The 25,423-nt window shown below is 50.1% G+C and carries 23 protein-coding genes; 16 read left to right on the forward strand and 7 right to left on the reverse strand.

What is annotated here, in order from left to right; translation table 11 throughout:
* The 4 genes from ACR9FF_RS15490 (at position 1) to ACR9FF_RS15505 (ending at position 5,534) form a co-directional block, all read left to right on the forward strand.
* Positions 1-1,650 (forward strand): ABC transporter substrate-binding protein, encoded by a 1,650-nt coding sequence (locus ACR9FF_RS15490; protein WP_435172009.1) that lies wholly within the window; start codon positions 1-3, stop codon positions 1,648-1,650.
* A gap of 234 nt (positions 1,651-1,884) precedes the next feature.
* Positions 1,885-2,808, forward strand: coding sequence for an ABC transporter permease (locus ACR9FF_RS15495; protein ID WP_127496289.1), 924 nt, complete (start codon positions 1,885-1,887; stop codon positions 2,806-2,808).
* Positions 2,809-2,823: 15 nt separating this feature from the next.
* Entirely contained in the window at positions 2,824-3,732 is a 909-nt protein-coding gene (locus ACR9FF_RS15500) for a carbohydrate ABC transporter permease (protein ID WP_127496290.1), read from the forward strand.
* 122 nt (positions 3,733-3,854) lie between these two features.
* A complete protein-coding gene (locus tag ACR9FF_RS15505; RefSeq protein WP_317979670.1) occupies positions 3,855-5,534 on the forward strand; it encodes an extracellular solute-binding protein in 1,680 nt (559 codons plus the stop codon).
* Between the two features lie 73 nt (positions 5,535-5,607).
* Here ACR9FF_RS15505 and ACR9FF_RS15510 read toward each other — a convergent pair whose 3' ends face one another.
* The 6 genes from ACR9FF_RS15510 to ACR9FF_RS15535 all read right to left on the reverse strand — a co-directional run bounded on the left by ACR9FF_RS15510 (position 5,608) and on the right by ACR9FF_RS15535 (position 12,084).
* Positions 5,608-6,696, reverse strand: coding sequence for a GerAB/ArcD/ProY family transporter (locus tag ACR9FF_RS15510; protein WP_435172010.1), 1,089 nt, complete (start codon positions 6,694-6,696; stop codon positions 5,608-5,610).
* A 33-nt stretch (positions 6,697-6,729) separates the two neighbouring features.
* Positions 6,730-7,866, reverse strand: coding sequence for a Ger(x)C family spore germination protein (locus ACR9FF_RS15515; protein ID WP_435172011.1), 1,137 nt, complete (start codon positions 7,864-7,866; stop codon positions 6,730-6,732).
* 15 nt (positions 7,867-7,881) lie between these two features.
* Positions 7,882-9,345: a spore germination protein gene (locus ACR9FF_RS15520; protein ID WP_435162784.1), complete on the reverse strand. Its 1,464-nt coding sequence runs from the start codon at positions 9,343-9,345 to the stop codon at positions 7,882-7,884.
* A gap of 173 nt (positions 9,346-9,518) precedes the next feature.
* Positions 9,519-10,301, reverse strand: coding sequence for an ABC transporter permease (locus ACR9FF_RS15525; RefSeq protein WP_435162786.1), 783 nt, complete (start codon positions 10,299-10,301; stop codon positions 9,519-9,521).
* A gap of 5 nt (positions 10,302-10,306) precedes the next feature.
* A complete protein-coding gene (locus ACR9FF_RS15530) occupies positions 10,307-11,110 on the reverse strand; it encodes an ABC transporter permease (RefSeq protein ID WP_435162788.1) in 804 nt (267 codons plus the stop codon).
* Entirely contained in the window at positions 11,107-12,084 is a 978-nt protein-coding gene (locus tag ACR9FF_RS15535; RefSeq protein ID WP_435162790.1) for an ABC transporter ATP-binding protein, read from the reverse strand. Before ACR9FF_RS15535 ends, ACR9FF_RS15530 begins: the two co-directional genes overlap by 4 nt.
* Before the next feature lie 431 nt (positions 12,085-12,515).
* Between ACR9FF_RS15535 and ACR9FF_RS15540 the strand changes: the two genes are divergently transcribed.
* The 11 genes from ACR9FF_RS15540 (at position 12,516) to ACR9FF_RS15590 (ending at position 22,351) form a co-directional block, all read left to right on the forward strand.
* On the forward strand, positions 12,516-12,917 hold the full coding sequence (locus ACR9FF_RS15540) for a hypothetical protein (protein ID WP_317979567.1): 402 nt from the start codon (positions 12,516-12,518) through the stop codon (positions 12,915-12,917).
* Entirely contained in the window at positions 12,914-13,105 is a 192-nt protein-coding gene (locus ACR9FF_RS15545; RefSeq protein ID WP_201005637.1) for a hypothetical protein, read from the forward strand. Before ACR9FF_RS15540 ends, ACR9FF_RS15545 begins: the two co-directional genes overlap by 4 nt.
* A gap of 30 nt (positions 13,106-13,135) precedes the next feature.
* Positions 13,136-13,864: a glycosyltransferase family 2 protein gene (locus ACR9FF_RS15550; protein WP_317979568.1), complete on the forward strand. Its 729-nt coding sequence runs from the start codon at positions 13,136-13,138 to the stop codon at positions 13,862-13,864.
* A complete protein-coding gene (locus ACR9FF_RS15555; RefSeq protein ID WP_435162794.1) occupies positions 13,854-14,987 on the forward strand; it encodes a glycosyltransferase in 1,134 nt (377 codons plus the stop codon). The genes ACR9FF_RS15550 and ACR9FF_RS15555 overlap by 11 nt, the downstream gene beginning before the upstream one ends.
* A gap of 20 nt (positions 14,988-15,007) precedes the next feature.
* On the forward strand, positions 15,008-16,081 hold the full coding sequence (locus ACR9FF_RS15560) for a polysaccharide pyruvyl transferase family protein (RefSeq protein WP_435162796.1): 1,074 nt from the start codon (positions 15,008-15,010) through the stop codon (positions 16,079-16,081).
* A 248-nt stretch (positions 16,082-16,329) separates the two neighbouring features.
* Complete coding sequence (locus tag ACR9FF_RS15565; RefSeq protein ID WP_435162798.1) at positions 16,330-17,979, forward strand: ATP-binding protein; 1,650 nt, start codon at positions 16,330-16,332, stop codon at positions 17,977-17,979.
* Positions 17,980-18,004: 25 nt separating this feature from the next.
* Positions 18,005-18,697, forward strand: coding sequence for a copper homeostasis protein CutC (locus ACR9FF_RS15570; protein WP_435162800.1), 693 nt, complete (start codon positions 18,005-18,007; stop codon positions 18,695-18,697).
* A gap of 204 nt (positions 18,698-18,901) precedes the next feature.
* Positions 18,902-21,514, forward strand: a complete 2,613-nt coding sequence (gene ppsA / locus ACR9FF_RS15575; protein ID WP_435162802.1) for a phosphoenolpyruvate synthase — start codon at positions 18,902-18,904, stop codon at positions 21,512-21,514.
* 73 nt (positions 21,515-21,587) lie between these two features.
* The gene (locus ACR9FF_RS15580) at positions 21,588-21,764 is read left to right on the forward strand and encodes a hypothetical protein (RefSeq protein WP_317979574.1); all 177 of its coding nucleotides are present in this window, start codon (positions 21,588-21,590) and stop codon (positions 21,762-21,764) included.
* A gap of 169 nt (positions 21,765-21,933) precedes the next feature.
* Positions 21,934-22,131, forward strand: coding sequence for a hypothetical protein (locus tag ACR9FF_RS15585; protein WP_127496300.1), 198 nt, complete (start codon positions 21,934-21,936; stop codon positions 22,129-22,131).
* Entirely contained in the window at positions 22,097-22,351 is a 255-nt protein-coding gene (locus ACR9FF_RS15590) for a hypothetical protein (RefSeq protein ID WP_435162805.1), read from the forward strand. Before ACR9FF_RS15585 ends, ACR9FF_RS15590 begins: the two co-directional genes overlap by 35 nt.
* A 56-nt stretch (positions 22,352-22,407) precedes the next feature.
* On the opposite strand, the gene ACR9FF_RS15595 is transcribed toward ACR9FF_RS15590, so the two are convergent.
* Positions 22,408-22,860, reverse strand: coding sequence for a Dps family protein (locus ACR9FF_RS15595; RefSeq protein ID WP_127496302.1), 453 nt, complete (start codon positions 22,858-22,860; stop codon positions 22,408-22,410).
* Positions 22,861-23,025: 165 nt separating this feature from the next.
* Here ACR9FF_RS15595 and ACR9FF_RS15600 point away from each other — a divergent pair, with 165 nt between their 5' ends.
* A complete protein-coding gene (locus ACR9FF_RS15600) occupies positions 23,026-25,350 on the forward strand; it encodes an ATP-dependent DNA helicase (protein ID WP_435162808.1) in 2,325 nt (774 codons plus the stop codon).
* Positions 25,351-25,423 lie beyond the last annotated feature (73 nt).

The following is a 25,423-nucleotide window of genomic DNA, read 5'->3' on the forward strand; positions in this document are numbered from 1 at the left end:
TTGAACAAGCTTATTCGTATAGCCTGCACTGTTCTCTGCGTTTACTCGGTTCTCCTGGCGCTCTCCTCTTGCAATACGGCGGAGCAGCATGGTGCCGAAACGAATAACCCGCTTCGGATAAGCGTCTTTGCGCAGCAAGACGCCGGCCAGAACCTGAAGACCAACGAATTCTCGAGATTATTGGAACAGAAGTTTAACGTAGCCTTCGACTGGCAGACGATTCCGTACGAAGGAGCCAAGGAGAAACGGCAAATCTCGCTGGCTAACGGTCATTATCCCGACGCTTATATTCTGACCAGCTACATTGACCAGTTCTCGCAAGCGGACGTCATCCGCTACGGCAAGCAAGGAATCTTTTATCCGTTGAACGATCTTATAGAACAGTATGCGCCTCATATTAAGGCGGCTTTTGAACAAGAGCCCGGGCTGCGCGCGCTTAATACGGCCCCGGACGGCAACATTTACGGTCTTGGCGCCTATAGCGATTGCTTCCATTGCTCGTATCCGTATAAGCTTTGGATAAACGACAAGTGGCTCAAAAAGCTTGGGCTGGAAATGCCGGCAACGACGGAGCAGCTGCGCGAGGTGCTTCTGGCATTCAAGGATGGCGATCCGAACGGCAACGGTTTGCCGGATGAAATACCGCTCAGCGGTTCTACCGAGGAGTTTGGCGTACGCGTGCTTCCTTATTTAATGAATGGATTCGTGTACGATGACGACCGGACCTATTTGAACGTGGCGACCGGAAAAGTCAGTTTGGCGGCAGTCAAGCCCGAATGGCAGGAAGGATTGAGGTACGTCAAGTCCTTGTATGATCAAGGGCTTATCGACGTAGGCGCTTTTACGCAAAATTCCGACGCGTTCTACAAGCTTGGCGAGAATGCCGAAGCTCAGATATTGGGGGCGGGTACGGCCATGCATCCGGCGATATTCGTAAATACCGGGCCTGGCAACAAGAGAGGGAGCGATTACGTGCCGGTTCCGCCTATAAGTGGACCGCATGCCTCCTATGCGGTATATTATCCGTCCGGCATCATGCCGGGCGCCAAATTCGTCATTACGGACAAAGCTAGTCCCGAGGCGCGAATCGCGCTCATCCGCATGGCCGATTATCTCTTCACGCCGGAAGGTCAGGCGAATGCGGAGATTGGCAAGGAAGGCGTGGACTGGAGGAAGCCCGTGCAAGGGGAGCAGGCGCTCGATCCGGATATCCCGGCAGCGTTCGCCAGCATTGCGCCCAAAGAAGGGGATCCACCGCATAATACGAGATGGAGCGGGATGGGGCATTTCTATATGCCGAAATCCTACCGGAACAGCTGGGTGCAGGACATGGATATTTACGCCCCCGGCGGATATGAGAGAAGGCTGTTTCAAGCGACGAAATTATACGAAGGGCATGAACCGGAGGAATACTTTCCGATGTGGTCCGTATGGCTTGATCCCGAAAGCGCGGATGAAGCAAGTCTCTTGCAGTCCAATCTTAAAAACGAGATCGATGAGAGCGCCATGGAGTTCATTACCGGCCAGATGGATCTGGATAAGGATTGGACTTCCTATGTAACCCGATTGGAATCACTCGGATCCGACCGTTATATCGAGATCATGCAGCAAGCGTACGATACGTGGCTGCAGGAAAAAAATACAAAATAAAGCTTTAGGCCGGCCGCGGCGCACGCGGCCGGCCTTTTTGCTGTAATTGTACGGTGCCGCAAGGCCTAAATGGCCGTACCACGCGGAATTGTCCCTCGATTTTCGGGAGATTTGTACGCTGAATGACGCAATTGTACCTATTCCGGCACCCTTGAAATCCCCTATGATCAAACCTGTAGAAAGCGCTGTCATCCATCAAGACGCGGTTTACTCAATTTAATAGGGGGGATTCGTTTGGAAGCCGCCGGCAAACGTCTCAGCGCAAGAAAGAGCTTCGCTAGACACTGGCAATTGTATCTTATCGTAGCACCGCCGCTGTTGTTCTTTATCATTTTCAAATACTACCCGATGCTGAACGCGGTGCTGGCCTTCAAAGACTATTACGTCACGAAAGGCATATGGGGAAGCCCTTGGGTCGGATTCCACAACTTCAGGTTGTTCTTCGAGAATCCGATATTCGGCTCGCTTGTGAAAAACACGCTGATGCTCAGCTTCTATCTGCTGCTTGCCGGATTCCCGATTCCGATTCTGCTCGCTTTGATGCTGAACGAAGTGCGAGCCCAGAAATTCAAACGGTTCGTGCAGCTCGTGACATTCGCGCCGTACTTTATTTCCACGGTCGTTATGGTGTCGATTATCATGCTGTTCCTGGCGCCAAGGCTTGGTTTCGTAAATGTGCTTATGAATCATCTGGGGATGGAATCGGTCAATTTTCTCGGTAATCCCGGCATGTTCTCGTCGATCTATGTCTGGTCCGACATTTGGCAGACGGCCGGCTATTCTGCCGTCATTTATTTGGCCGCATTATCGGGTATCGACCCAACCCTGTACGAAGCCGCAAGAGTGGATGGAGCTTCACGTTACCAGAAGATTTGGAACGTTGATCTGCCCGGTATTCTGCCAACGATCTCCATCATTCTCATTCTGAACGTCGGGAACGTTATGGCGATTGGCTTCGAGAAAGTGTACTTGCTCCAGAACAAGCTGAATATCGCCAACTCGGAGATTATCGCTACTTACGTGTACAAGATCGGCTTGCTGAACGCGAATTACAGCTTCGCAACGGCTGTCGGCTTGTTCAACTCGGTTATCAATCTTGTTCTCCTATTTACGGTTAACGCACTGGCACGACGGTTTTTGAAATCCAGCATCTGGTAATGAAGAGGTGTTTGCATGGCTAATGTAGCGAAGGTAAGGAATAAAATCAGAGAATCATCGGGCGATAAAGTATTTCTCATCACCATTTATATCATTCTTGCGCTTGTGCTTGTCGCCGTACTCTATCCGCTTATCTATATTTTGAGCAGCTCGTTCAGCAGTCCGTCCGCCGTTTCGGCAGGCAAGGTCTGGTTGTGGCCGGTTGACGTCTCGCTGAAGGGATACGAAGCATTATTCAAAAACTCTCAGGTGTTGACGGGTTACGGCAACTCGCTGCTGTATACGGTATCGGGCACGCTCGTCAGCGTCACGTTGACCATTATGCTGGCGTATCCGCTGTCGCGGTCAACCTTCTTCGGAAGAAACGCCATTATGATGATTATCACGTTTACGATGCTGTTCAGCGGCGGCTTGATTCCAACCTACATGGTTGTGAAGAGCCTGGGCCTCATCGATACAAGATGGGCGCTCATTATCCCGAATGCGGTCTGGGTGTGGCAGGTTATTATCGCAAGGTCGTTCTTCCAGCAATCGATTCCGTCCGAGCTTGTAGAGGCAAGCGAAATCGACGGCTGCAGCGATCTGCGCTTCATGCGCAGCGTCGTGTTGTCGCTGTCCAAGCCGATTATCGCCGTACTTATCATCATGTATGCGGTAGGGCAGTGGAACGCCTACTTTGATGCCTTGATTTATTTGAAATCGGACACCAAGTATCCGCTGCAGCTTATTTTGCGCAGCATCATTATCCAGAATAACAGCGGCAGCGCCAATATGGACGCCTTGAAGCAGGTTGAGCGCCAGCAGCTGGCGGAGCTTCTCAAATACTCTTTGATTGTGGTGGCAACGCTTCCCGTGCTCATTATCTACCCGTTCGTGCAGCGGTATTTCGTGCAAGGGATGCTTGTTGGTTCCGTCAAGGGCTAATTTCGTGGACATGGAAAGGGGGAATGCCGTTCAAAGCGCAGCATGAAGCACATCTTCATTACAGCAAGCAAAACTTACCGGAATTCATTAAAAGGGAGCGATTGCACGTGTTAAAACAGAGAATGGTCCTTCTGCTCGTGACAGTCTTAATGGTCAGCTTGGTCGTATCGGCCTGCTCGAAAAACAATGCAGGCAGCAATGCGCCAGCCAGCAACAAACCCGCTAACAGCGCTTCAACAAACACCGAAACCGAAAAACCAGCCGCACCGGTAGATATTAAGCTGTTTGCGGTACAAGAGCCTAACATCGACCTGGCAACGAACAAATTCACGCAATTCGTAGAAGAGAAATTCAACATCAAGTTTAATTTTGAAGCTATCCCATCGGACGGCGCCAAGGAAAAACGCCAAATTTCCCTGGCGAGCGGCGATTTCCCGGATGCCTACATGCTGACAGCCTACATCGATCAGTTCTCGCAAGCGGACCTGATCAAATACGGCAAGCAAGGCGTACTTATCCCGCTGAACGACTTGATCGATAAATACGCGCCAAACATCAAGCAAGCCCTTGAAACCAACGCGGACTTCAAAGCGTTCAGCGTAGCGCCGGATGGCAACATTTACGGCCTTCCCGCTTACTCGCAATGCTTCCACTGTTCGTACCCGAACAAATTGTGGCTGAATACGGGCTGGCTGGAAAAGCTGAACCTGGAAATGCCGAAAACAACCGAGGATTTCAAAAAGGTACTCGAAGCGTTTAAAAACCAGGATCCTAACGGCAACGGCAAAAAAGATGAGGTTCCTCTGAGCGGTTCGACCGAAGAGTTCGGCGTTCACGTTGTTCCTTACCTGATGAATGCTTTCGTCTACGACGACGACCGCAACCATCTGATGCTGCAAGACGGCAAAGTTGGCTCGGCCGCGGTTACGGACGAATGGAAGCAAGGCCTGGCGTACATTAAATCGTTGTATGACGAAGGCTTGATTGATCCGGGCGCGTTTACGCAAAATGCCGAAGCGTTCAAAAAAATCGGCGAAAACGGCGATGCTCAAATTCTTGGCGCCGGCGCCGGCATGCACCCTGCGATCTTCCTGAACATTGACCATGGCAACAAAAATTCGAAGGACTACAATCCGGTTCCTCCGCTTACCGGTCCTAACGGCGTATCGCTGGCAACGCATGACGGCGGCGGCGTATCTCCCGGAGCCAAGTTCGCGATCACGAGCAAAGCAAGCGAAGAAAAACAAATCGCACTCATCAAACTGGTAGACTACATGTTTACGCCTGAAGGTCAAACGAACGGCGCATCCGGCATGAAAGGCATTGACTGGACAGATCCGAAGGAAGGCGATCTTGCGCTTGGAGAAAACGTCAAGCCGATGGTAGCGCCAATTCCTACGACGGAAGGCGAAGCACCGCGCAACGCTGGCTGGAGCGGCATGGCGCACTTCTATATGCCGAAAGAATACCGCGACAGCTGGGTACAAGGCTCGGACATCTATGATTCCGCGAACTACGAACGCCGTCTGTATCAAGCAACGCTGCTCTACCAAGGACATGAGCCGAAAGAATTGTTCCCGCTGTGGGCGATTTGGCTTGATCCTGCCGAAGTAGACGAAGCAACCATGCTTCAAACCAACATCAAAACTTACATTGACGAGAACGAATTGCAATTCATTACCGGTCATAAGAGCCTTGACAAGGACTGGGACAGCTACTTGAAAGGCCTGAAAGATCTGAAGCTTGACCGTTACCTGGAAATTTTGCAGAAAGCATACGACGCCTCGACTTTCAAAAAATAAGAGGTATAGGCGAAGCAAGAGCGTTCTCTCCGCGATTTGGCGGATAGAACGCTCTTTTTAAACTTCACTCTGTTTATTTGGTGTTGACTAATTTTCTTTTGGCGGAAGTCATAATCCACAGACCTATCGGTATACCTATCGCGCATACCGGAATAACGATCGTTTCCCACAATTTCTGGAGCGTCATTATGGCTGCTTCATTAGGGATGGCCAGCGCAATGATATAAATGAGAGGAGCGGTGAACCAGAACAGGCGTTTCCAGGACTTGATCCGGAAGGACTGAGCCATTTCATAGCTGGTAATGAACAAGTAAAGCGACATTTTCGCAAACACTCCGAATATCCAAATAAAGATGACAAGAATATCGACATTCTGAATGAAATTCAAAATGTTGATCGACCGAACCAGCATGAAATAAGGGAATCGAAGCTCTTGGGCAACCGTTGGACCAAACACCATAAGAACCATCAGCGTTGACAGGATAAGCATGCCCCCGGTTAACCAGATGCTTGCCAAGGCCTTCCTCACAATATGCTTGGGATTGGATACAAACGACAACAGAACAAGCACCATAAAAGATTCAGCCAGAAACGAAGTTGGCGCGAAGGAGGCGCTTACGATTTCCGTCAGGCTTGCATCGCCAACCACCGGTAGCAAATTAATCCATTTCGCGTTTGTTGCATTCAGAAGAAAACTCACCAAGAGGGTAAGAATCGTTAGAGGTCCCGCGATTTCGCAAAAACGACCGATCCCCTTAATTCCGCTTGTACCCGCCAAGTAAATGGCGGCAATCAGAATCATGGCCATCAGCACCCATACCGGCGTTTTGTCCAAGAGGACCAGATGAAGGAAATCCGCAAAAGAACGAAGGACATCTCCGGATAAAATAAACCAGGCCGTAAAATAGGGAAGGGTGACGATTTTGCCCAGCCATGGCCCAAAGAGCTCCCGGCTGAATTGGGCCAGACTTTGGCCGGGATGCAGCATGCCGACCTTGACAACCAGAACGGTGATCGCCCCGCCTAGCAGGCATGCCAGGAGCATGGACAGCCAAGCATCTTGTTCCGCTATCTTCACGGCAGGCGATATGCGAAGCCAGACAGCCATCACCACTTCCGCGGTTGCCACAATCCAGAATAATTGCCACCCCGTAATTTTCATTTCCTTCGTCCTTTCCCGCATGCCTGCTGAACATCATATCGAAGAATTCGTTTGTCCCGGATCCTCGTACCGAAGCTGTACCTCTACCGTGATTGGAAGCCTGCAGAATGTCTCGTTCCAGTTATTCTGCAAGGATTTCCATTCACCGGGGAACTTGCGATGCACATGCTTGCCGATTCCAAAAATATCTGCTTTATATTGCCCCTGAGCTTTACGGACCAGCTTGCTTACGGCCTGCTCAGCTTCACGGCTTAAGCTTTCTTCGATTTTTCGGAGCTCCTTGCCTTGGGAAGGGTCCCGCATTGTATTGTTTTCCACAAGGTTGCCTTTTCCGCTTAATTGAATATGTATGTGCATGCCTTTCGAGTCTTTGACCACTCCGATCCGGCTCTTGAGAGCTTGCGCCCTTAAGCTGATACTGCCATTGCTTTGGGTCCCCGAGGTTGAAACGGTAAGCGCTCTTTGTCTTCCCTTAATCCAATTCGCATAATACGATTCGTCGGGCTTCAGAAATCCGCTAAGCTTATGCGAATTTTCCTTATTCAGAATCGCTGCTCCCGCGTAGATGAGCCTTTTTGTACTCGCATTGTAACTAATGGCCGGCAACAATACGGCTCCGCCTTTTGTCCGCGAGTCGCACAGAAATTCCCTATAGTAATAAGGTTTCATCCCAAGCGCCAACTGAACGCTTCCCAATGCCGTGCTGATCAACGGATCAAAGACAGGCTCCGTGGCAAGGATTTCCTTCGCCGTTCCGTCTTTTACGACAAAAATGACGGATCTCATCTCCGATTTCGGATTTCGCACGACCATATCCAAATATTTATCCATTCCTTGCTCGGCCATACGCTGGCCAATCAGCAGCGTCTGGCGATGCGCGTAGAACAAGGTGCGGGATAGCTGCGTCTGCAGATTCTGACCCGCATCCATAAAGTCCTTGCCGGTAGCGCTGACTACTACGAAGCTTTTTTTCTTGCTGGGTCCGGTATCCGGACCTCCCAAACCAGCCGGAACGGCAATCTGGGAGCTGACATCCAGCCTTCCTTCCGCATTTATATCCAGCCCTCCGCCGATAACAATCGCCAGCTGGTCAGGCTCTTTAAGATTCCAGCAGCCGGCCGTTGCCGCTGACAGAATCAATAAGCATATGGTTATCAAGTATTTTTTCATTGAATGGATCCCGCCTTAATTCATGCGCTTTCTGGGCCTTCTCAAAAAAACATTTTTCAGCTTGCTTTTACTGGTCGGCGCGATCGGTTCAAGATACGGCGTTCCAAGCGGGCTTAATTGAATCAGGTGGGACAGAATCATGATCAATCCAAGCGCAACGCCAAAGAGACCAAATAACCCGGACAGAACGAGCAGCGGGAATCTCAGCATTCGAAGCGGATAACCAAACCGGTATCGCGGAATAACAAAGGACGAGATACCGGCTGCCGATACGACGATAACAATAGGAGCCGAAATGATTCCCGCTTGCACGGCCGCTTGACCGATAACTAAAGCTCCAACGATGCTGACGAGCGGACCGATTTGCTGCGGCAGGCGAATCCCGGCTTCCCTTAATCCTTCGAACATGAATTCCATTAGGAACACCTCGATCACCGTTGGAAAAGGAGATTGTTCCCTAAGCCCCGTAATGCTCAGCATAAGTTTCGGAGGCATCATCTCGGGATGATAAGTAGTCAGCGCGATATAAATGGACGGGAAGAGAATCGAAAAAAGAGCGAACAAATAGCGGATCCACCGGTTCATCGTTACATACAGGAATCGTTCGTAATAATCATCCGGGGCCTGAAGACCGTCCCAGAACGTCATCGGAACGACAAGCACGATCGGAGATCCGTTAACGAAGACGGCAACTCTTCCTTCCAGCAGACCCGCGGACACAACATCGGCCCGCTCCGTGCTTTGCATTTGAGGAAACGGCGAATAACTCGTATCTTCGATATATTCTTCGATATAACCGGATTCCAGGACGCTCTGAATGTCGATTGCGCCGATTCTGGTCCTTACTTCATTAACGAGAGCAGGGGTGGAAAGACCATCGATATACGCAAGAACAACCTCGGTTTTCGTCAATTTGCCGATTTGAAAAGATTCCATCTTCAGATCGGGCGTCACGATAATCCGTCTAAGCAGCGTTGTATTCGTTCGAAGAAGTTCGGTGAAGCTTTCGCGGGTGCCGCGCAGAGCCGCTTCGGTGGAAGGCTCTTCAATGGAACGCGTCTCGTATTGGGAGACATCCGCAAGAAGAACGAAGGGATCGCCGTCTGCGAGAAACGCAACATTTCCTTTTAAAATAAGGTCGGCGGCCTCTTCGAATTTGGTAATCCTCTGGGTCTGCAAAGCCGCAATAAGCTCCATATCCAGCATTTGCGCCAGGCTGCCAAGCGTCCCGAGACCTTGGGGAATTCCCTCATACAGCAATGGCTTAAGGATCGTGTTTTGAACGAGATCTTTATCGATCATACCGTCGACGTACACAAGCAGCAGGAAGATGTTGCCTTGAATAGTCATGCGCCGAAAGACTACATCGGAACAGTTCTCGAATATGGAACGGAGCGTTTGTTCATTTTCCGTGAGGGAAGGACTAACCGCTTTAGCGGCATTTCTTTGCGAAACGGTGCGTTCGTTATGGGATGACATTGGAGTTGCAGCACCTGCCACTGGAAAAGTTTTGTGTTTCTTGATACTATACCCAAACCTTTTGCTCCCTACACTCCGTCACTGATTTGTTCCTTATGCCAAACAGCCTCCGCCCAATGTTGCGCGGAGGCTGTTTCATCATATAGGAGGAAGACGAGAGGGAGGTCCGCTAGTTACGAACCCGTCGAGCGATAATGCCGGACGCCAATATGCCATAGCAGCAGGCAAGGGAGGATGAAGACTACGCCTGCGAGCGGAGACAGCATATACCGGAGCTGATGTCCGTCGGTTCGGCCAAGCACGTAGAGGAGAGGCAAATAATTGACGCAGCCTAACGGAATGACGTAGGTAAAGAAATTCGTTACCCATTTCTCGTAGATCGACAGCGGGTATTTCGCCATCTCCCGGCCACCGTCGGTAAAGACGTTAGCCACCTCTATGCCTTGAATCGTCCAGAAGCTCAACGAGGCGGTGGCAACGAATAATCCCGAGAAGATCAGCACCCCGCAAACAATCATCAGCATAAGCGTAAAAAGCTTCGGAAAAGTAAGCTCAATCGGCAGTTTGCTCAGCGACCAGAACAATACAATCAAGCTCTGCAGCATCCGGCCAACTCTGGCGAATTCGAATTTGGAACCCAGCACCTGCAGAATGGTGCTTCTAGGCCGGACAAGCAGACGGTCGAAGTCGCCGCTGCCAACCAGGCTTGAGAACATATCGAAACCGCGGGCGAACGTCTCGCTGAGGGCATAGCTAAGTCCGATAACCGCGTAACATAAAGCCGCTTCGTAGAAAGTCCAGCCCTTTACCTGTCCAAACTGCGCGAACATAAAGTATAATCCGGCGAGCACGGTTAGCGGAGTAAGCGCTTGCCCCACAGTCAGCAGCCAGAAGGAGAGACGATATTGCGCCTGCGATTTGAACAGGATGGATATATATTTCAGATACAGATACATGCGAATTAACCTCCTTGTACAACGACCTGGCGAAGAGCCCGCTTCAAGCACCATCGGCCAAGCAGGATTAATGCGGCAAGCCACACGAATTGAATGAGAATGCCCCAAACCGCCTCGGATTGCGGAATTTGCCCGGAATAGACGCGAAACGGAAAATCGGCCGTCCAGCGAAAGGGGAGCGCATAAGTAATGGCCTGCATCCAAGACGGCATCAAGGGAACCGGAATAATCATCCCGGCCAGAAATTCTCCGATCACGGCGATTACCAGGGTGGATCCGACGGGGGACATCGTCCAAAAGACGGAAATGTAGATAAACATGGAGATGGCGATATTGACGGCGAGTCCTAGCAGAAGAGTCACCACAAACAGGGCAAAGGTTGTTGCCGTAGGCGGCATGGTTAAGTTATACGGTTTCGGCAGCAGGAAAGCCACCAGAAGAATTGGGACGCAACGCAGGATAGCGCTCGCTAAACGCTGGGCAAGCAGCTTGGCATACCAAAAGGAGTAGATCCCGCATGGCCTGCATAATTCATACGCGATATTGCCGCTTGTAATCAGATTAAAGATCTCATTGTCTCTGAACCAGAGCATGACAAAAGCGAGGAAAATTTGCTGCAGCCATATATAAGTAGCCAATTGCTCAAGCGACATAGAGGGCTGAGCCGAGCTGTGTGCATAGAAAGCGACATACACCATGATAAAAACAAAACCGAAAAACAGCTGGGTAGCCATGCCGGCAATTGCGGCAGTCCGATATTGCAGTCCGCTTACAAAACGCAGCTTCCAGACGGACAGGTACGTATTCATATCCGGTGCTCCTTATAGAGCTCGAGCACAAGCTCCTCGACTGGCGTTGTGCCAACCTCGAGGTCAACGACCTCAACTTGCTCGGATAGCCTGGCAATTACGCTGGCTACCGGAGTGACTTCGATATCCATGCTGTACACGGCACGCTCCGGCGACCACGACAGACAAGTAACCCCGTCGATAGGTACCGGTTCGTAATGCTCGCGGTAATCGACCGTAACAATCCGCTTCGATCCGAATCGGCTGCGCAGATCGTTCAGCGTTCCATCATAGAGAAGAGTACCTTTGCCAATCATTAGGATCCGGTCGGCGAGCGCTTCAATATCGTTCATGTCATGCGTAGTCAAGATGACCGTGACGCCACGCTCCTTATTGATTCGCTTGATAAACTGTCGGACGGCGATTTTGCTGGCGGCATCAAGACCGATTGTCGGTTCATCGAGAAATAGAATTTTAGGGTCGTGAAGAAGGGAAGCGGCAATTTCGCAGCGCATGCGCTGGCCCAGGCTAAGCTGCCGGACAGGCGTCTGCACAATGTCCGTTAGCGCAAGCGATTCCGTCAGCATCGCAAGGTTGGCGTGGTATACATCGCCGGGAATTTTGTAAATATCGCGCAAGAGTCCAAAGGAATCGATGACGGGGACATCCCACCACAGCTGGGTTCGCTGACCGAAGACAACGCCGATATTCCGGACATACGCCGCGCGGTCTTGCCAAGGCGTGTAGCCTAAAATTTTGCATGTTCCATTGTCCGGTACGAGAATACCGCTCATGACTTTAATGGTGGTTGATTTACCGGCACCGTTCGGGCCGATATAACCTACGATTTCACCCGGGGAGATTTCAAATGAGATATTGTGGAGCGCCTCGACAATCGTATGCTCCCGGGCGAACAGGGCTTTAACCGCTTGCCGGACCCCGGCTGTCCGCCGAGCAACCTTAAATGACTTAGTAATACCTTGCAGCGCAATCATGGAATGACGCCTCCTTAAATGAATTTTAAGTCCAGAAAAGAAATATACCGATATTTTCTAATAAAGTATAGACTTATAATAAAATCCAGGTTATAATACTATTATAGAGATCGAGGATATCTCTGAAATTGGAAAATATTGATTTTTAATTTTTTTAGGGACGAAAGTTGATTCGTTTCTTAATTTAATTACATAGATCGAGCATGAAACCTTGTATTTTGCCTCTCGCAGATAAGGTTTTTTTATTGCGTTAGCCACATGATCAATTAAAAGGACATCTTCCCAGTCGGAGAAGATGTCCTTTTTGTCATTCTATGAAAAAATTTTCAAGAGGACTGGTGATATGACTCAATCGTTCAACCCTCTAACTGTATACGTTAGTAAGTATGGAGATTGATAGTTTCCGAGAGAGGGAAAGAGAGGATGGAGCGATGAAAATTATCGTAAACGAGAAAGAACTGAAGGAATATTTCGACGGGCTTGCTCGTCTGCTGCCTCATGCTAGCGCGATACAGCCGCAAGGTTCGAATCCGCATGACATGTCGGAACTTCTGGCAGAGCTGCGTCAAACGATTCGGGAAGAATTGGCTTCGCTCGGAATGGAGGGACAACGCGATGCCGGCTCGTACAACTTGAATAAGCTCAGGCAAGTATTCGAGCCATACACAAGCAAGCCAGCCGAATTATTAACGTCGGCAGGTACAGTCGAAGGGACTATTACGAAGGTAGGCGGCGATTTTTTGGTCGTTCGCGAGCCTGGAGGAACGATGGTTATGGTTCCGCTGGAACAGCTGGTCTCCTTTCAATTGACAGGAAAGAAGGTGGAACGATGATTGAAGAGCTACTGTCTTTCGTGAACAAAGAGGTGCAGATTGCAAGCGCCTTGGAGACGATATGCGGAACGCTGGTATCGGTTGACGGATCGGCTGTTACGATCCGCACCTCGGAAGTATTCGGGTATGAGAACGGCAGCTATGCCATCATTCAATTGCGCTTTATTTCTTATATCCGGCTGTTATGACGATTTTGATGAAAAAGGGAGGTGAGGCATTTGTCGTATCAACGCGTGCCAGGACTAGTCAGCATTGTTGTCACCGTCTACAACAAGCTTCCCTATCTGTCGGATTGCTTGACAAGCCTGCTCAATCAGACCTACACGAATTGGGAACTTATTCTTATCGATGATTTATCTACGGACGGGTCATACGAATATACCGTCAGTTGGCTGAACAGCAACGAGCCGTTGCTGCGGGAAAGAAAAGGAATTTATACCCTTCGTCTTCCGCGTAATGCGGGTTACGCCGGTGCCATAACGGCTGGGATGTATCTGGCGAAAGGAGAGTATATCGCAATTCAGGATGCGGATGATCTGTCTCATCCGGAAAGGCTGGCCAAGCAGGTTCGTTATTTGAACGATAACAGGCATATTGATCTGTTAGGTACGAATTACGAGGTGTTCGAGGATGGTCAGCCGGACAGCCGACAGGCGGTCAATTGGCTGAAATACGGGGATCAGATCGGGAAAGTCTATGCCAAAGGCGGGCATTGCATCTGCCATGGGACGGCAATGTTTCGAGGGGCGGTATTCGACCGTATCGGCGGACATACAAGGCGTATCGAAGGAGCCGAGGATTACGAATTTATAGCGAAGGTTATCAAGCCTGGAGCAAGGAACGTGGACAATTTGCGGGAGGTGCTGTATTACTACCGCAAGCATCAAAAGCAGCGTTCACGGGAGTTTTTCGGCAAACCGCAGAAGGAGCAGGGTCATGACGCGTAACCGGATTCGGCTGCTGATGGTGATGGACAGCTTGGCTGTCGGCGGTACGGAAACGTATGTGCTGAGCCTTGTGAAGGCTTTGCCGGCGCTTGGCGTCATGCCCGTGTATGCAGGCGGGACCGGCGTGATGTACGAAGCTTTTGCCCGCGCGGGATGTCCGATTCACCGCGTGGATCTGACGGCTGAGCGGCTGATGGACCCGGAACGCCAGAAGCACGCCGAATCCGCGCTTACGCATATTATGCGCAGCCGTCAGATCGATCTCGTGCATATTCACCAAACGCCATCCGGCTTGCATGCGGCAAGAGCGGCAAGAAAACTGGGCATCCCGGTTGTCTTTACCGTACACGGTGCCTACTATCCGACAGAGCAGCTTCAATTGCTGAAGGATGCCGGATGTACCTTCATAAGCGTTAGTCCTCCCATACAGGGGTATTTGGATTATTTGAATTTTCCGTCCTATCTGATTGCCAACGGTATAGATTTTGAACAGTATCGGCCCGCATCATCCGCAGCTTTGCGCGCCAGTCTTCAAATCCCGGACGAAGACAAGGTCGTTGTCTACGCGTCTCGCCTGGCATGGGACAAGGCAGCGGTTTGCGCGATGCTCGTGCGGGCGGCACGAACCCTTCGCCTTCATGAAACGATGCCTCTTCATTTGGTTATCGCCGGCTCCGGCAATCAGGCAGCTGCTATCGCCGAACTGGCGGAGACCGCGAACCACGATTGCAATGCGAAATTCGTCCATATGGTTGGCAATCAGATGCAAATGGGCGACTATTATAATCTCGGCGATCTGGTTGTCGGGACGGGGCGAGTTGCGCTGGAGGCAATGGCTTGCGGCAAACCCGTTCTGGCTATTGGCAATCACGGGTATTTCGGCCTTGTGGAACAGCCTGTTTATGACGAGGCATGGCTGTATTATTTTGGCGACCATAATTCCAAGGAGCGTCCGACCGAGCGGTTAATCGGAGAAGCAATCAGCGGAGCGCTATCAACAGCGATTAATCTAGAAGAAATAGGCCATCAGGGACAAGAGTGGGCGAGGGCGAACTTTGACATTCAAGGCAAAGCGCTGCAGTTGAAGCAGTTGTACGGGTCTTTGCTGGCAAAAGTCAGATAGGAATGGAGTGAAGGTAACGTATGCGAAAGGTACTGTATTTAGGATGGATTGGCTTCAACAATCTTGGGGACGAGTGGATGTGGGAGATGTTTAAGACTTTGGCGGACACCCATCTGGCGAAGGAGGAATATCAAGTTATCCCCTCGCTTCCGAGCGTTGAATGGAAGAAGGTAGGCCAATACGATACGATCGTTCTTGGCGGAGGATCACTTATTGTACCCGGTTATGTCGAACTCGTGCATGAGGCGTTAGAGCTCGGGAAGACCATTGTCATCTGGGGCAGCGGCCATGACCGACTGCATAAATGGGTTCCGGCAATAGACGGGCGGCCGAAGCCGGAGGCGGCCGCGGAAAGCGCGGCGTATCGCCAAAAGCTGAAGGATATCTTGGAGCATAGCGTCTACTGCGGCGTTCGGGGGCCTTGGACGCGGGATTATATCGAATCGCTTGGCGCATTGCCTAAGCATATGGAGATCAGCGGCGATCCCGCCATGCTGATGAATGCGCTGAAGCCCATGTCGACTGAGCCGCTGTCCAATAGTCAGCAAGGGGACAATCGCACGATTGGAATCAACTGGGGAACTTCGTATAACCGGATTTACGGAGGCAACGAGGAAGAGGTGGAGGATCGGCTGGCGGAGACGGGACAATCGCTTCTCGCACTCGGGTACAAGCTCCATCTGTACTCCGTCTGGGGACCGGACGAAAAGGCGCTTGCAAGCCTGTACCGCAAGTTAGGCCATGACGAGCGCGTAACATTCGATCCTAAAGTGTATTCGGCTGCCGATTATGTACGGCAATTGTCGGGATTCGAAGCGACGATCAACCTCAAGCTGCATGCCAATCTGCTATCTGCGGCGGCTAACGTTCCCTTTGTATGTATCGGCTACCGGTTCAAAGGCTTCGATCTGATGAACGGTCTGGACTTGGCCGATTGGATTGTTACTTCGGACGACCGACAATTGGCCGACAAGCTGACGCAGAAAGTTCAAGCCGCCGCGGCATGGCGGGAAGGGTATATCGGCAAGCTGGAAGAGGGGCGCCAAGCTGCTTATCAATCGCTCGTTAAGCCGTTTGCGGAGAAGTTATTTTAACATTGCTTAAAAAGAGATTGTCCGCTTATGAGAGGGCAATCTCTTTTTTGTTGATGCAACAAATCGATTATACCAACGTCTATAGAGTGTTTCTAAGGGCAGGAAATCGATTGTTGCCAAACCAAATAAAACTTTTAGATGAAGGTAACAAGGATTTCGAACATTCGTATAGTATTCATTTACACAGTAGGATTTATTTGGTTAGATGGATGGCGTTTAGCAAGACTACGAGGCGTAGGTGATCCTTTTTGTTTCTTATTGATTATATTGTGAATCTCTCGATCTTTTCGCTGCTGGTTAGCGTTCCATTCATTTTCCGTTCATTTATAAATTTCAAGCCGCTGAAGCATCCGCTCTGGGGAGGTCTTTATGCGGGTGTTGTTTCCGTCATCCTCGTTTTGTTAGCGGTTAAGCAGCAAGGCTATGTCTACGACATTCGATATTCTCCCGTTATTTTGATGTTTGCCTATCTCGGCCCCATACCGGGCATTATCACCGGGTTATTCGCGTTGTCCGTCCGTTTGCTTTCAAGCGGCAATTGGATGCCCGCCATTGAAGGCTGGGCTTTTATTATGCTGGCTTTTTCCCTTCTGCATATTTACTTCTCCCGCCGGCAGCTGCCGCCTATTAAGAGGAGCCTTGCATTTTCGGGCGCCTATGTCCTGCTGTACGCATGCGTGGTATTTACCTTCCGGATCATGGTGAACGAACCGCTCTTTCATCTGCAGTACGTCTGTTTTGTCATATTAGGCGTATTGTTAGGCGCGCTGTTGATTGAATCCCATGAACGTCTGCGCCGCACCATCGCCGAACGCAACGAGATGGAGCTGTCGCTTCTCGAGAGCGAATACCAGTACCGGTTAATTGCCGAGAATACGTCCGACCTCATTGTGGTGATGGATCCCGATCACTCGATACGGTATTTCTCGCCGTCCCACGCGTTTGTGCTTGGATATTCTAGTCTGTCCTTGAACCGCGCGGAGCTCGACCGGATCATAAGTCCGGATGATGCAAAGATGTTTAACCAGACGATAACGAAAATATTGAATCAGAAAAAATCGCTGTCGATGGAAATTCGATTCCGGCATACGGACGGCCGATTGATACCATTTGATTCGTTATGCAAGCCGGTTGAGGGCAAGGATGGCCGGATCGAGCATATCGTCATTATCAGCCGGGATATCTCCGAACGCAAAAAGGCAGAGGAGTTTCTGCTGCAATCCGAGAAACTCTCGATTGTCGGGGAATTGGCCGCCGGCGTTGCCCACGAGATTCGCAATCCGCTGACTACGCTCAAAGGATTTCTCCAATTATATAAAATAGAGAACCCTACTATGAAATACGGCGATTTGCTCCGGGACGAACTGGAACGCATCGAAATCATTACAAGCGAGCTTCTTTCGATGGCCAAGCCGCAGGCGGCGATGTATACCGTCGCGAACGTCAAGGACGTCATTGAGCAAACGCTTGAATTTCTGACGCCGCAGACGCTGTTAAGCAATATTGAATTCATCCGCGAGTACGAAGGAGATTATTTCCCGGTTACATGCGCCAAACATCAATTAAAGCAGGTGTTCCTCAATGTTTTAAAAAATGCGATCGAATCCATGTCTAACGGAGGGAAAATTCATATCGGCATGCAATTGGACGAAGCAGGTGAGTGTTTAATATCCATTCAAGATCAAGGCTGCGGCATTCCGGAGGAGCATCTTCACCGTCTGGGACAGCCCTTCTACAGCTTGAAAGAGAAGGGAACGGGACTAGGACTCATGATTAGTCACAAAATCATTAAGCAATATCACGGCCGTATCATTTATGACAGCAAAGTAGACATAGGTACTCGAATCGAAATCAGGCTGCCGATTCATAATCATTCAAAAGATCGGGCTGGTAAATAAGCATCCGGAGAGAGAAGGTATAGGTATGAGATTGGAGGTCATAGCAACGTGCATGGACGATGCCTTGACGGCGGAAGCGAACGGAGCGGACCGTCTTGAGCTAATAACGGCCATTACGGAAGGAGGCTTAACGCCAGGAATCGGTCTAGTGGAGCGGGTGGTACAAGCCGTCCGGATTCCGGTATTTGTAATGGTGCGTCCACACAGCCGTTCGTTTGTGTACGCGGAGCATGATATCGATACGATGGCTTCGGAAATAAAAGCGATTGTAAATGCCGGAGCGGCTGGCATTGTGCTAGGCGCTTTAACGCCGGAGGGGAAAATCGACGAACGGGCGCTTGAGAGCTTTCTGCCGCTTACCGGCAGTTTGCAAGTAACGTTTCACCGAGCGTTTGACGAGCTGGCGGATCAGCATGAAGGACTTCGAACCTTGATGAAGTATCCGCAAATTACGCGCGTCTTAACTTCTGCCGGGCCAAGGCCGGCGATAGAATCGGTGAAGGAAATGGCCGATCTTGTTTCAGCAGCCGCAGGAAGCCATCTTGCGATTTTGGCGGGAAGCGGTCTTACGACGGAAGGCGTTGAAGACTTTATAACGCGGACCGGAGTAGGGGAGGTTCATTTTGGATCGGCTGTCCGGTACAACAAATCCAACCTGTCGCCGATTGATCCTTCCGCGCTCCGGCAGCTGGCTGACAATTTAAAGCTGTTCAGATGAATGTAAATAAATATAAACAAAAAAGAACCTGGGCAAAAGCCCGGGTTCTTTATATTGCGCATCCGTAAACGCAATGTTATAATCGGTTTACGACTGTCTTGTATTAAAAAGTCATAGTTATCTTATCTTACAATTTAATTGTAGCATGCCGATTCAATTCTTGTCAAATGTTTTTATCAAATTTACGATCGGGAGAGATGCGGAATGAATTCATTGGTTCTTGATTTGAAGGAAGCCGACCAAACTCAGATTTCGCTTGTTGGCGGAAAAGGATCCAATCTTGGCGAATTAATAAAAATGGATGGCATACACGTGCCTGAGGGATTTTGCGTAACCACCGAAGGCTATCGAAAAGCCATTGAATCAAGCCAAACGTTTCATGCTCTGGTGCACCGGTTAACGTCGCTGAAGCCAGGGGACCGAAGGGAGATCGGCTCAATCAGCAGCGAAATCCGTCAGACTATCAGACAACTCGAGATTCCCGCGGAGGTTGTAGCAGCGGTTGCTCATTACCTCTCGCGGTTTGGCGAGCAGTCTGCCTATGCCGTACGCTCCAGCGCAACGGCGGAGGACCTGCCGCATGCCTCTTTTGCCGGACAACAGGATACCTATCTCAATATCGTCGGCAAGGAAGAGATTCTCAGGCATATCAGCAAATGCTGGGCATCCTTGTTCACGGACCGCGCGGTCATCTACCGGATGCAGAACGGATTCGACCACGGTCAAGTTCATTTATCCGTCATCATCCAAAAGATGGTCTTCCCTTACGCATCGGGCATTTTATTTACCGCGGATCCCGTTACGGCTAACCGCAAGGTGTTGTCCATTGATGCCGGCTTTGGACTCGGAGAAGCGCTGGTCTCCGGCGTGGTATCGGCCGATTGCTATAAAGTGCGGGATGAAATCATTGTCGACAAGAGGATAGCAGCCAAAAAGCTCGCGATCCATAGCCAAGAAAATGGCGGAACCGTAACGCAGCCATTGGATCCTGACCGGCAGAACAATCAAGTGCTGACGGAAGAACAGATTTTGCGACTGGCACGGATCGGAAGACGGATTGAAGCCTATTTTGGCTGTCCGCAAGATATCGAATGGTGCGTGGCGGAGGATACTTTCCATATCGTTCAGAGCCGGCCGATCACAACCTTGTTCCCGATTCCAGAATCGAATGATGCAGGAAATCATGTTTACGTATCCGTTGCCCACCAGCAAATGATGATTGACCCTATCAAGCCACTCGGTCTATCCTTCTACCTAATGACGACTCCCGCACCCATGCGGAGGGCAGGCGGATGGTTGTTTGTTGACGTTACCCAAATGCTTGCTTCTCCGGAAAGCAGGGAACGGCTTTTAAATACAATCGGACAATCCGAACCGCTGATCAAGGACGCCTTAACGACCGTAATCAAGCGTGGAGATTATATCCAGCCCGTATCCACGGAAGCTTGCGAACCTCATCCCGGCCGCAGTCAAAAAGCTTCTCCGCCTGCAAATGCACAAGCAGAACCGGAGCTTGAGCCTCATATGGTTGCTGATTTAATTAAGAATAGCGAAGCATCGATCGAGGAATTAAAACGAACGATCCTAACGAAATCGGGCACGGAGCTATTTGATTTTATCGTGCAGGATATTCAGCAGCTAAGGAAGGTATTATTTAACCCGCAAAGCATTCAAATGATTATGGCTTCCATGAATGCTTTAACCTGGATCAACGAGAAGCTTTACGAATGGTTAGGCGAGAAAAACGCAGCGGATACGTTATCCCAATCGGTTCCGAATAACGTTACCTCGGAAATGGGATTAGCGCTTATGGATGTCGCGGATGTCATTCGTCCATATCCGCAAGTCATTGAATATTTGCAGAATGGTAAAGATGATTTGGAGGGACTAATCACGGTGGAGGGAGGACAGCAAGCCCTAACTGCGATTCATCATTATCTCGAGAAATACGGCATGCGTTGTCCCGGAGAGATCGATTTGACCAGAACCCGCTGGAGCGAAAATCCGGCTGCGCTTATTCCCGTTATACTTACAAACATTAAAAACTTCGAGCCCAATGCCAGCACCCTTAAATTCGAGCAAGGACGCCAGGAAGCTCTGGATAAGGAACAAGAGATATTAGCAAGGTTAAGGCAATTGCCCGATGGCGAGGATAAAGCAAGCGAAACTAAGAAAAGAATTGATCTGATCCGGAATTATGCCGGTTACCGGGAGTATCCGAAATACGGGATGGTCAGCCGTTATTTTGTTTATAAGCAGGCCATTCTGAAGGAAGCCGAACAACTCGTGCACAAGAACGTTATACAAGAAAAAGAAGATGTGTTCTATCTCGCTTTTGAAGAGCTTAAAGAGGTTATAGGATCGAACCAATTGGATGAGCAGCTCATCATTAAACGAAAAGATGATTATAAGCGGTACGAAAAGCTAACTCCGCCACGCGTTATTACCTCTGACGGCGAAATCATTGCAGGCGAGTACAGACGCGAAAATCTGCCTGCCGAGGCTATAGCGGGTTTAGCGGTTTCCTCCGGCGTTATCGAGGGCCGGGCACGTGTCATTCTGGACATGGGGGAAGCAAATTTGGAGGAAGGGGATATATTAGTTACCTCTTTTACGGACCCGAGCTGGACCCCTTTGTTTGTATCCATCAAAGGTCTGGTCACTGAAGTAGGCGGACTAATGACGCATGGCGCGGTTATTGCCCGCGAATACGGGATACCCGCGGTAGTTGCCGTAGAGAATGCCACGACTTTGATTAAAGACGGGCAGCGGATCCGGGTGCACGGAACGGAAGGGTACATCGAAATCTTGTCCTAACGATTGAACTGCATAAATCTGACCGGAAATACACAATCTAGATTTAGCTTTTGCAGAAAGGATGAGCCCGGAAATGTCCAATAACAGTAACTACAACCATAACCAGCATGATCATACCGACAACAATGATCAGCGGCAAAATAGCGTTCACGGCGGAGAGAACCGCAATGGACGTCTAAGCCAGATTAAAAATAGCAATCCGAATGGCGAAGAAGTGCAAAACGAATTTTTAAGCGAAAAAGAACTATAGGCCTCGGGACGGAAAAATAACGGGAACAGCAGCCAAATCGGCTGCTGTTTTTTGTTGCGGGCTAGCCAGGCGCTTAAATTATTCCATTTTACATTTGAGATCTTGCATCGGGAACGTATGTTTGGTATATAATAAATAAGAACAAATGTTCCTGACGGGGTGAATTCGAATGGAGAGGTTTATCGGCAAAGTGGTACAGCTCATTTATATTGATCGAAAGCGCGAGGTAAGCATACGCGATGTTCGCGTTATATCGGTTAAAGCCGGTCGGCTGAAGGCGTATTGTTTCCAGGCGCAAGCCATTCGTATTTTCAATCTCGAAGGAATCGTAGATGTTGAAATCGCGCGAAAGAAAGAAGGGGCTTAACCTGTTGAACGATACGGAGCGGAAATTGCTCAGGATTCTATTTAATCGAAATGGCCATCAGAATACGCGTATTGTTATTCCGGAATTAGCGCGATTCGCTCAAAGGGAAACGGGGCAGATCCGAAAGGCGCTTGAGAAATTGCGCGAGGAGCGCTTCATCGAATGGGAAGATACGATGGATTACGTGAGGGTTATTCCCGGATGGCTGCAAGCGCGTTAAATGTAAACAGCCCGCTTCATTAGAAGCGGGCTGTTGTTGTTAAATGGGCAAACTTCTTATTTACCGTTAAACGCGCTAAGCATCCAAACATGTTTTTCGAGCTTGGTATGAATGGCAAGGAGCATATCCGCCGTTGTTTCGTCGCCGGCTTCCTCGGCTTCTCCCATTCCTTCCTTAAGTTCATCTATCACTAGCGAGAAATCTTTAATAAGCTGGTCAACCATTTGTTCGGCTGTCTCCTTGCCGCTGGCCTCCTTAAGGGTGGACTCCTTCAGGTGGTCGCTCATTGTGGCGATCGGCTGGCCTTTTACCGCGAGCAAACGTTCCGCGATTTCGTCGACATGCAGTGCCGCTTCTTCATAGAGCTCCTGGAACTTAACGTGCAGCGTAAAGAACTGCGAGCCTTTGACGTACCAGTGATAGTTGTGAAGCTTCGTATAGAGAACGCTCCAGTTGGCGATTTGGCGGTTCAAGTGTTGTTGGACGGTTTTGGTTGTTTTGGTAGTCATGCTACATTCATTCCTCTCGAGATTAATATTGAACTCTGGTTAGTAAATAAACAGGAAAACGATCATTGAAACAGCATCGCTCTATTTACTCCCGAACATCCGTTTGGTATAGTCGATTCAATAAGGAATCTTGTACGGCGAAGAGCGAGGAGCGAGGAGAACGTTATGACAAATACTGTGCAGTTATCCGTGCGTGCGCTCGTGGAATACGCTTATAAAAGCGGGGATATCGATACAGCTTTCCGATCGGCCGTTGCGCTTACGGAAGGAACGAAGGCGCATCAGCAAATACAGCGGCAATATGGCGAGCAGGATGCCAAAGAGGTATACGTATCGGCAGAAATGGTTTTCCGGGATCTGCTGTTTGTCATTGACGGCCGTTGCGACGGCCTTCTTCAGACCGATGGCGGGTTAACGGTCGACGAGATCAAATCCACCTCCGGCAGACTCCCCGCCCTTATGGAGGAGACGCACTTCGTACATTGGGCGCAGGCGTATTGTTATGCCTATATGGTGGCAAAGGAGCGGGAATTAGCTTCGATTAACGTTCAGCTCACCTACATGCATATAGACACCGGAGAATGCCGCCGCTTCGTGCGGACGATGACAGTAACGGAACTCGAGCAGTTTTTGCTCGATACGGTTAGCAGCTATTATCCGTATGCCGCTATGAAAATTCTTCATGTGGCAAAACGGGATGCCAGCATCAAGAAACTGGCTTTCCCGTTCTCCTCGTATCGGGCTGGCCAGCGCAAGCTGGCAGCTTCCGTGTACCAGACGATCGTGGATGGGCGCAAGCTGTTTGCGAAGGCGCCAACCGGAATAGGCAAGACGATGTCAACACTTTTTCCGGCTGTGAAAGCGATTGGGGAGGAACGGCTGGAGCGGCTCTTTTATTTAACAGCCCGAACGACAACGCGCACGGCTGCCGAAGACGCGCTTAAGATGCTCGGCGATGGCGGTCTGCATCTGCATGCGGTTACGTTGACGGCCAAGGAAAAGGTATGCCTGAAAGAAGAAGTTCGCTGTTCTCCAGAGTACTGCGAATTTGCAAAAGGGTATTACGACCGCGTAAATGGAGCCATCCTGGACATGCTGGGTAACGAGACGTCCATGACGCGCGAAGTCATTGAACGGTACGCTTACAAGCACCATGTCTGCCCGTTCGAGTTTTCGCTTGATGCCGCTTATGCGGCGGATGCGGTCATTTGCGATTATAACTATATTTTTGATCCTCGCGTAAACCTGAAGAGACTGTTTGAGGAGCAGAAGCGGAAGACGGCATTATTGGTAGACGAAGCGCATAACCTTGTCGACCGGGCACGGGAAATGTATTCGGCGGAGCTTAAAAAAGCCGATTTCCTCGAGCTTCAGCGCGCAAGCAAAACGATTCGTCCGCTCGTGTACCAATCGGCGAAAGCAGTTAACCAATATTTTATTGCTTTGCGCAAATCGATTGAGGAAGGCGGCAAAGAAGCAACCGGCACAAACATGGAGCGTTACCTGCCTGAGCAATTGATTGAACAATTGGAATCGCTTGTCCAAGCGGCGGAAGAGCAATTGGCTCAAGGGGATCAAGATCCGTTATTGATGGACGTCTATTTCGGTTGCCAGCATTTCTTGCGCATAGCCAAGCTTTATGACGAGCGATACGTCACCTACGCCGAGAAGGAAAGGAATGACGTTCGCATCAAGCTGTTCTGCCTCGATCCATCGTATCTGCTTCGGCAATTTGCCAAAGGCTACAAAGCGCAGATTCTGTTTTCCGCTACGCTGTCTCCGCTTCATTATTTTATGGACATGCTTGGCGGAGATACTGAAACGGATTACGCGGTCGCCATTCCCTCGCCATTCTCGTCCGAGCAGCTTGATGTACGGATCGAAAGGCTGTCGACCCGTTATCAGGACCGCGAACGGACAATGGACCGGGTCGCGGGTTTGCTGCATTCGATGGCCGAACGGCGACGGGGCAATAATTTTGTGTTTTTTCCGTCATATGCCTACATGAACGGAGTGTATGAACGTTTAATGGAACTGTCGCCGTCCTCCGAAGAGACGACAACCTATACGACGATTGTCCAAAAGCCTTCTATGTCCGAGGAGGAGCGGGATGCCTATCTTGCCGCCTTTGCACCGGACAATAAAAAGACGCTTGTCGGCTTCGCCGTTATGGGCGGCATTTTCTCGGAGGGGATCGATTTGGTGGGGGACCGTCTTACCGGCGTGGCCGTCGTTGGAGTAGGATTGCCCCAGGTCGGGCTGGAAAGAAACATTATTAAAGACTATTTCGACCGCCAAGGGAAAAACGGCTTCGAATATGCATACGTCTTTCCCGGCATGAACAAAGTGCTGCAGGCCGGCGGGCGGCTGATCCGTTCGGAAAGCGACCGGGGAATGCTCATGCTGATTGACGACCGTTACGCGCAACCCCAATATGCCAGGCTTTTGCCGCCGGAATGGAGTAGGCAAGAGACAAACAAATCCGAGTAGGAAGACGAACCCAGCAAGGGGCGTCTTTTTTTATTCCGATAAAAATGGGATATGTTGCTTGCTTTAAATATAG

The sequence above is a fragment of the Paenibacillus glycanilyticus genome, from assembly GCF_051200795.1.
GTDB lineage: Bacteria > Bacillota > Bacilli > Paenibacillales > Paenibacillaceae > Pristimantibacillus > Pristimantibacillus glycanilyticus.

What these genes read in the sequence shown, in the direction of transcription:
- ACR9FF_RS15505 (WP_317979670.1), top strand. Translation starts at nt 3,855, where the DNA reads ATGGTCCTTCTGCTCGTGACAGTCTTAATGGTCAGCTTGGTCGTATCG.
- ACR9FF_RS15515 (WP_435172011.1), bottom strand. Translation starts at nt 7,866, where the DNA reads ATGAAAAAATACTTGATAACCATATGCTTATTGATTCTGTCAGCGGCA.
- ACR9FF_RS15585 (WP_127496300.1), top strand. Translation starts at nt 21,934, where the DNA reads ATGGAGAGGTTTATCGGCAAAGTGGTACAGCTCATTTATATTGATCGA.
- ACR9FF_RS15600 (WP_435162808.1), top strand. Translation starts at nt 23,026, where the DNA reads ATGACAAATACTGTGCAGTTATCCGTGCGTGCGCTCGTGGAATACGCT.
- ACR9FF_RS15570 (WP_435162800.1), top strand. Translation starts at nt 18,005, where the DNA reads ATGAGATTGGAGGTCATAGCAACGTGCATGGACGATGCCTTGACGGCG.
- ppsA (WP_435162802.1), top strand. Translation starts at nt 18,902, where the DNA reads ATGAATTCATTGGTTCTTGATTTGAAGGAAGCCGACCAAACTCAGATT.
- ACR9FF_RS15540 (WP_317979567.1), top strand. Translation starts at nt 12,516, where the DNA reads ATGAAAATTATCGTAAACGAGAAAGAACTGAAGGAATATTTCGACGGG.
- ACR9FF_RS15530 (WP_435162788.1), bottom strand. Translation starts at nt 11,110, where the DNA reads ATGAATACGTACCTGTCCGTCTGGAAGCTGCGTTTTGTAAGCGGACTG.
- ACR9FF_RS15560 (WP_435162796.1), top strand. Translation starts at nt 15,008, where the DNA reads ATGCGAAAGGTACTGTATTTAGGATGGATTGGCTTCAACAATCTTGGG.
- ACR9FF_RS15510 (WP_435172010.1), bottom strand. Translation starts at nt 6,696, where the DNA reads ATGAAAATTACGGGGTGGCAATTATTCTGGATTGTGGCAACCGCGGAA.
- ACR9FF_RS15545 (WP_201005637.1), top strand. Translation starts at nt 12,914, where the DNA reads ATGATTGAAGAGCTACTGTCTTTCGTGAACAAAGAGGTGCAGATTGCA.
- ACR9FF_RS15500 (WP_127496290.1), top strand. Translation starts at nt 2,824, where the DNA reads ATGGCTAATGTAGCGAAGGTAAGGAATAAAATCAGAGAATCATCGGGC.
- ACR9FF_RS15595 (WP_127496302.1), bottom strand. Translation starts at nt 22,860, where the DNA reads ATGACTACCAAAACAACCAAAACCGTCCAACAACACTTGAACCGCCAA.
- ACR9FF_RS15555 (WP_435162794.1), top strand. Translation starts at nt 13,854, where the DNA reads ATGACGCGTAACCGGATTCGGCTGCTGATGGTGATGGACAGCTTGGCT.
- ACR9FF_RS15525 (WP_435162786.1), bottom strand. Translation starts at nt 10,301, where the DNA reads ATGTATCTGTATCTGAAATATATATCCATCCTGTTCAAATCGCAGGCG.
- ACR9FF_RS15590 (WP_435162805.1), top strand. Translation starts at nt 22,097, where the DNA reads ATGTTGAAATCGCGCGAAAGAAAGAAGGGGCTTAACCTGTTGAACGAT.
- ACR9FF_RS15535 (WP_435162790.1), bottom strand. Translation starts at nt 12,084, where the DNA reads ATGATTGCGCTGCAAGGTATTACTAAGTCATTTAAGGTTGCTCGGCGG.
- ACR9FF_RS15520 (WP_435162784.1), bottom strand. Translation starts at nt 9,345, where the DNA reads ATGTCATCCCATAACGAACGCACCGTTTCGCAAAGAAATGCCGCTAAA.
- ACR9FF_RS15580 (WP_317979574.1), top strand. Translation starts at nt 21,588, where the DNA reads ATGTCCAATAACAGTAACTACAACCATAACCAGCATGATCATACCGAC.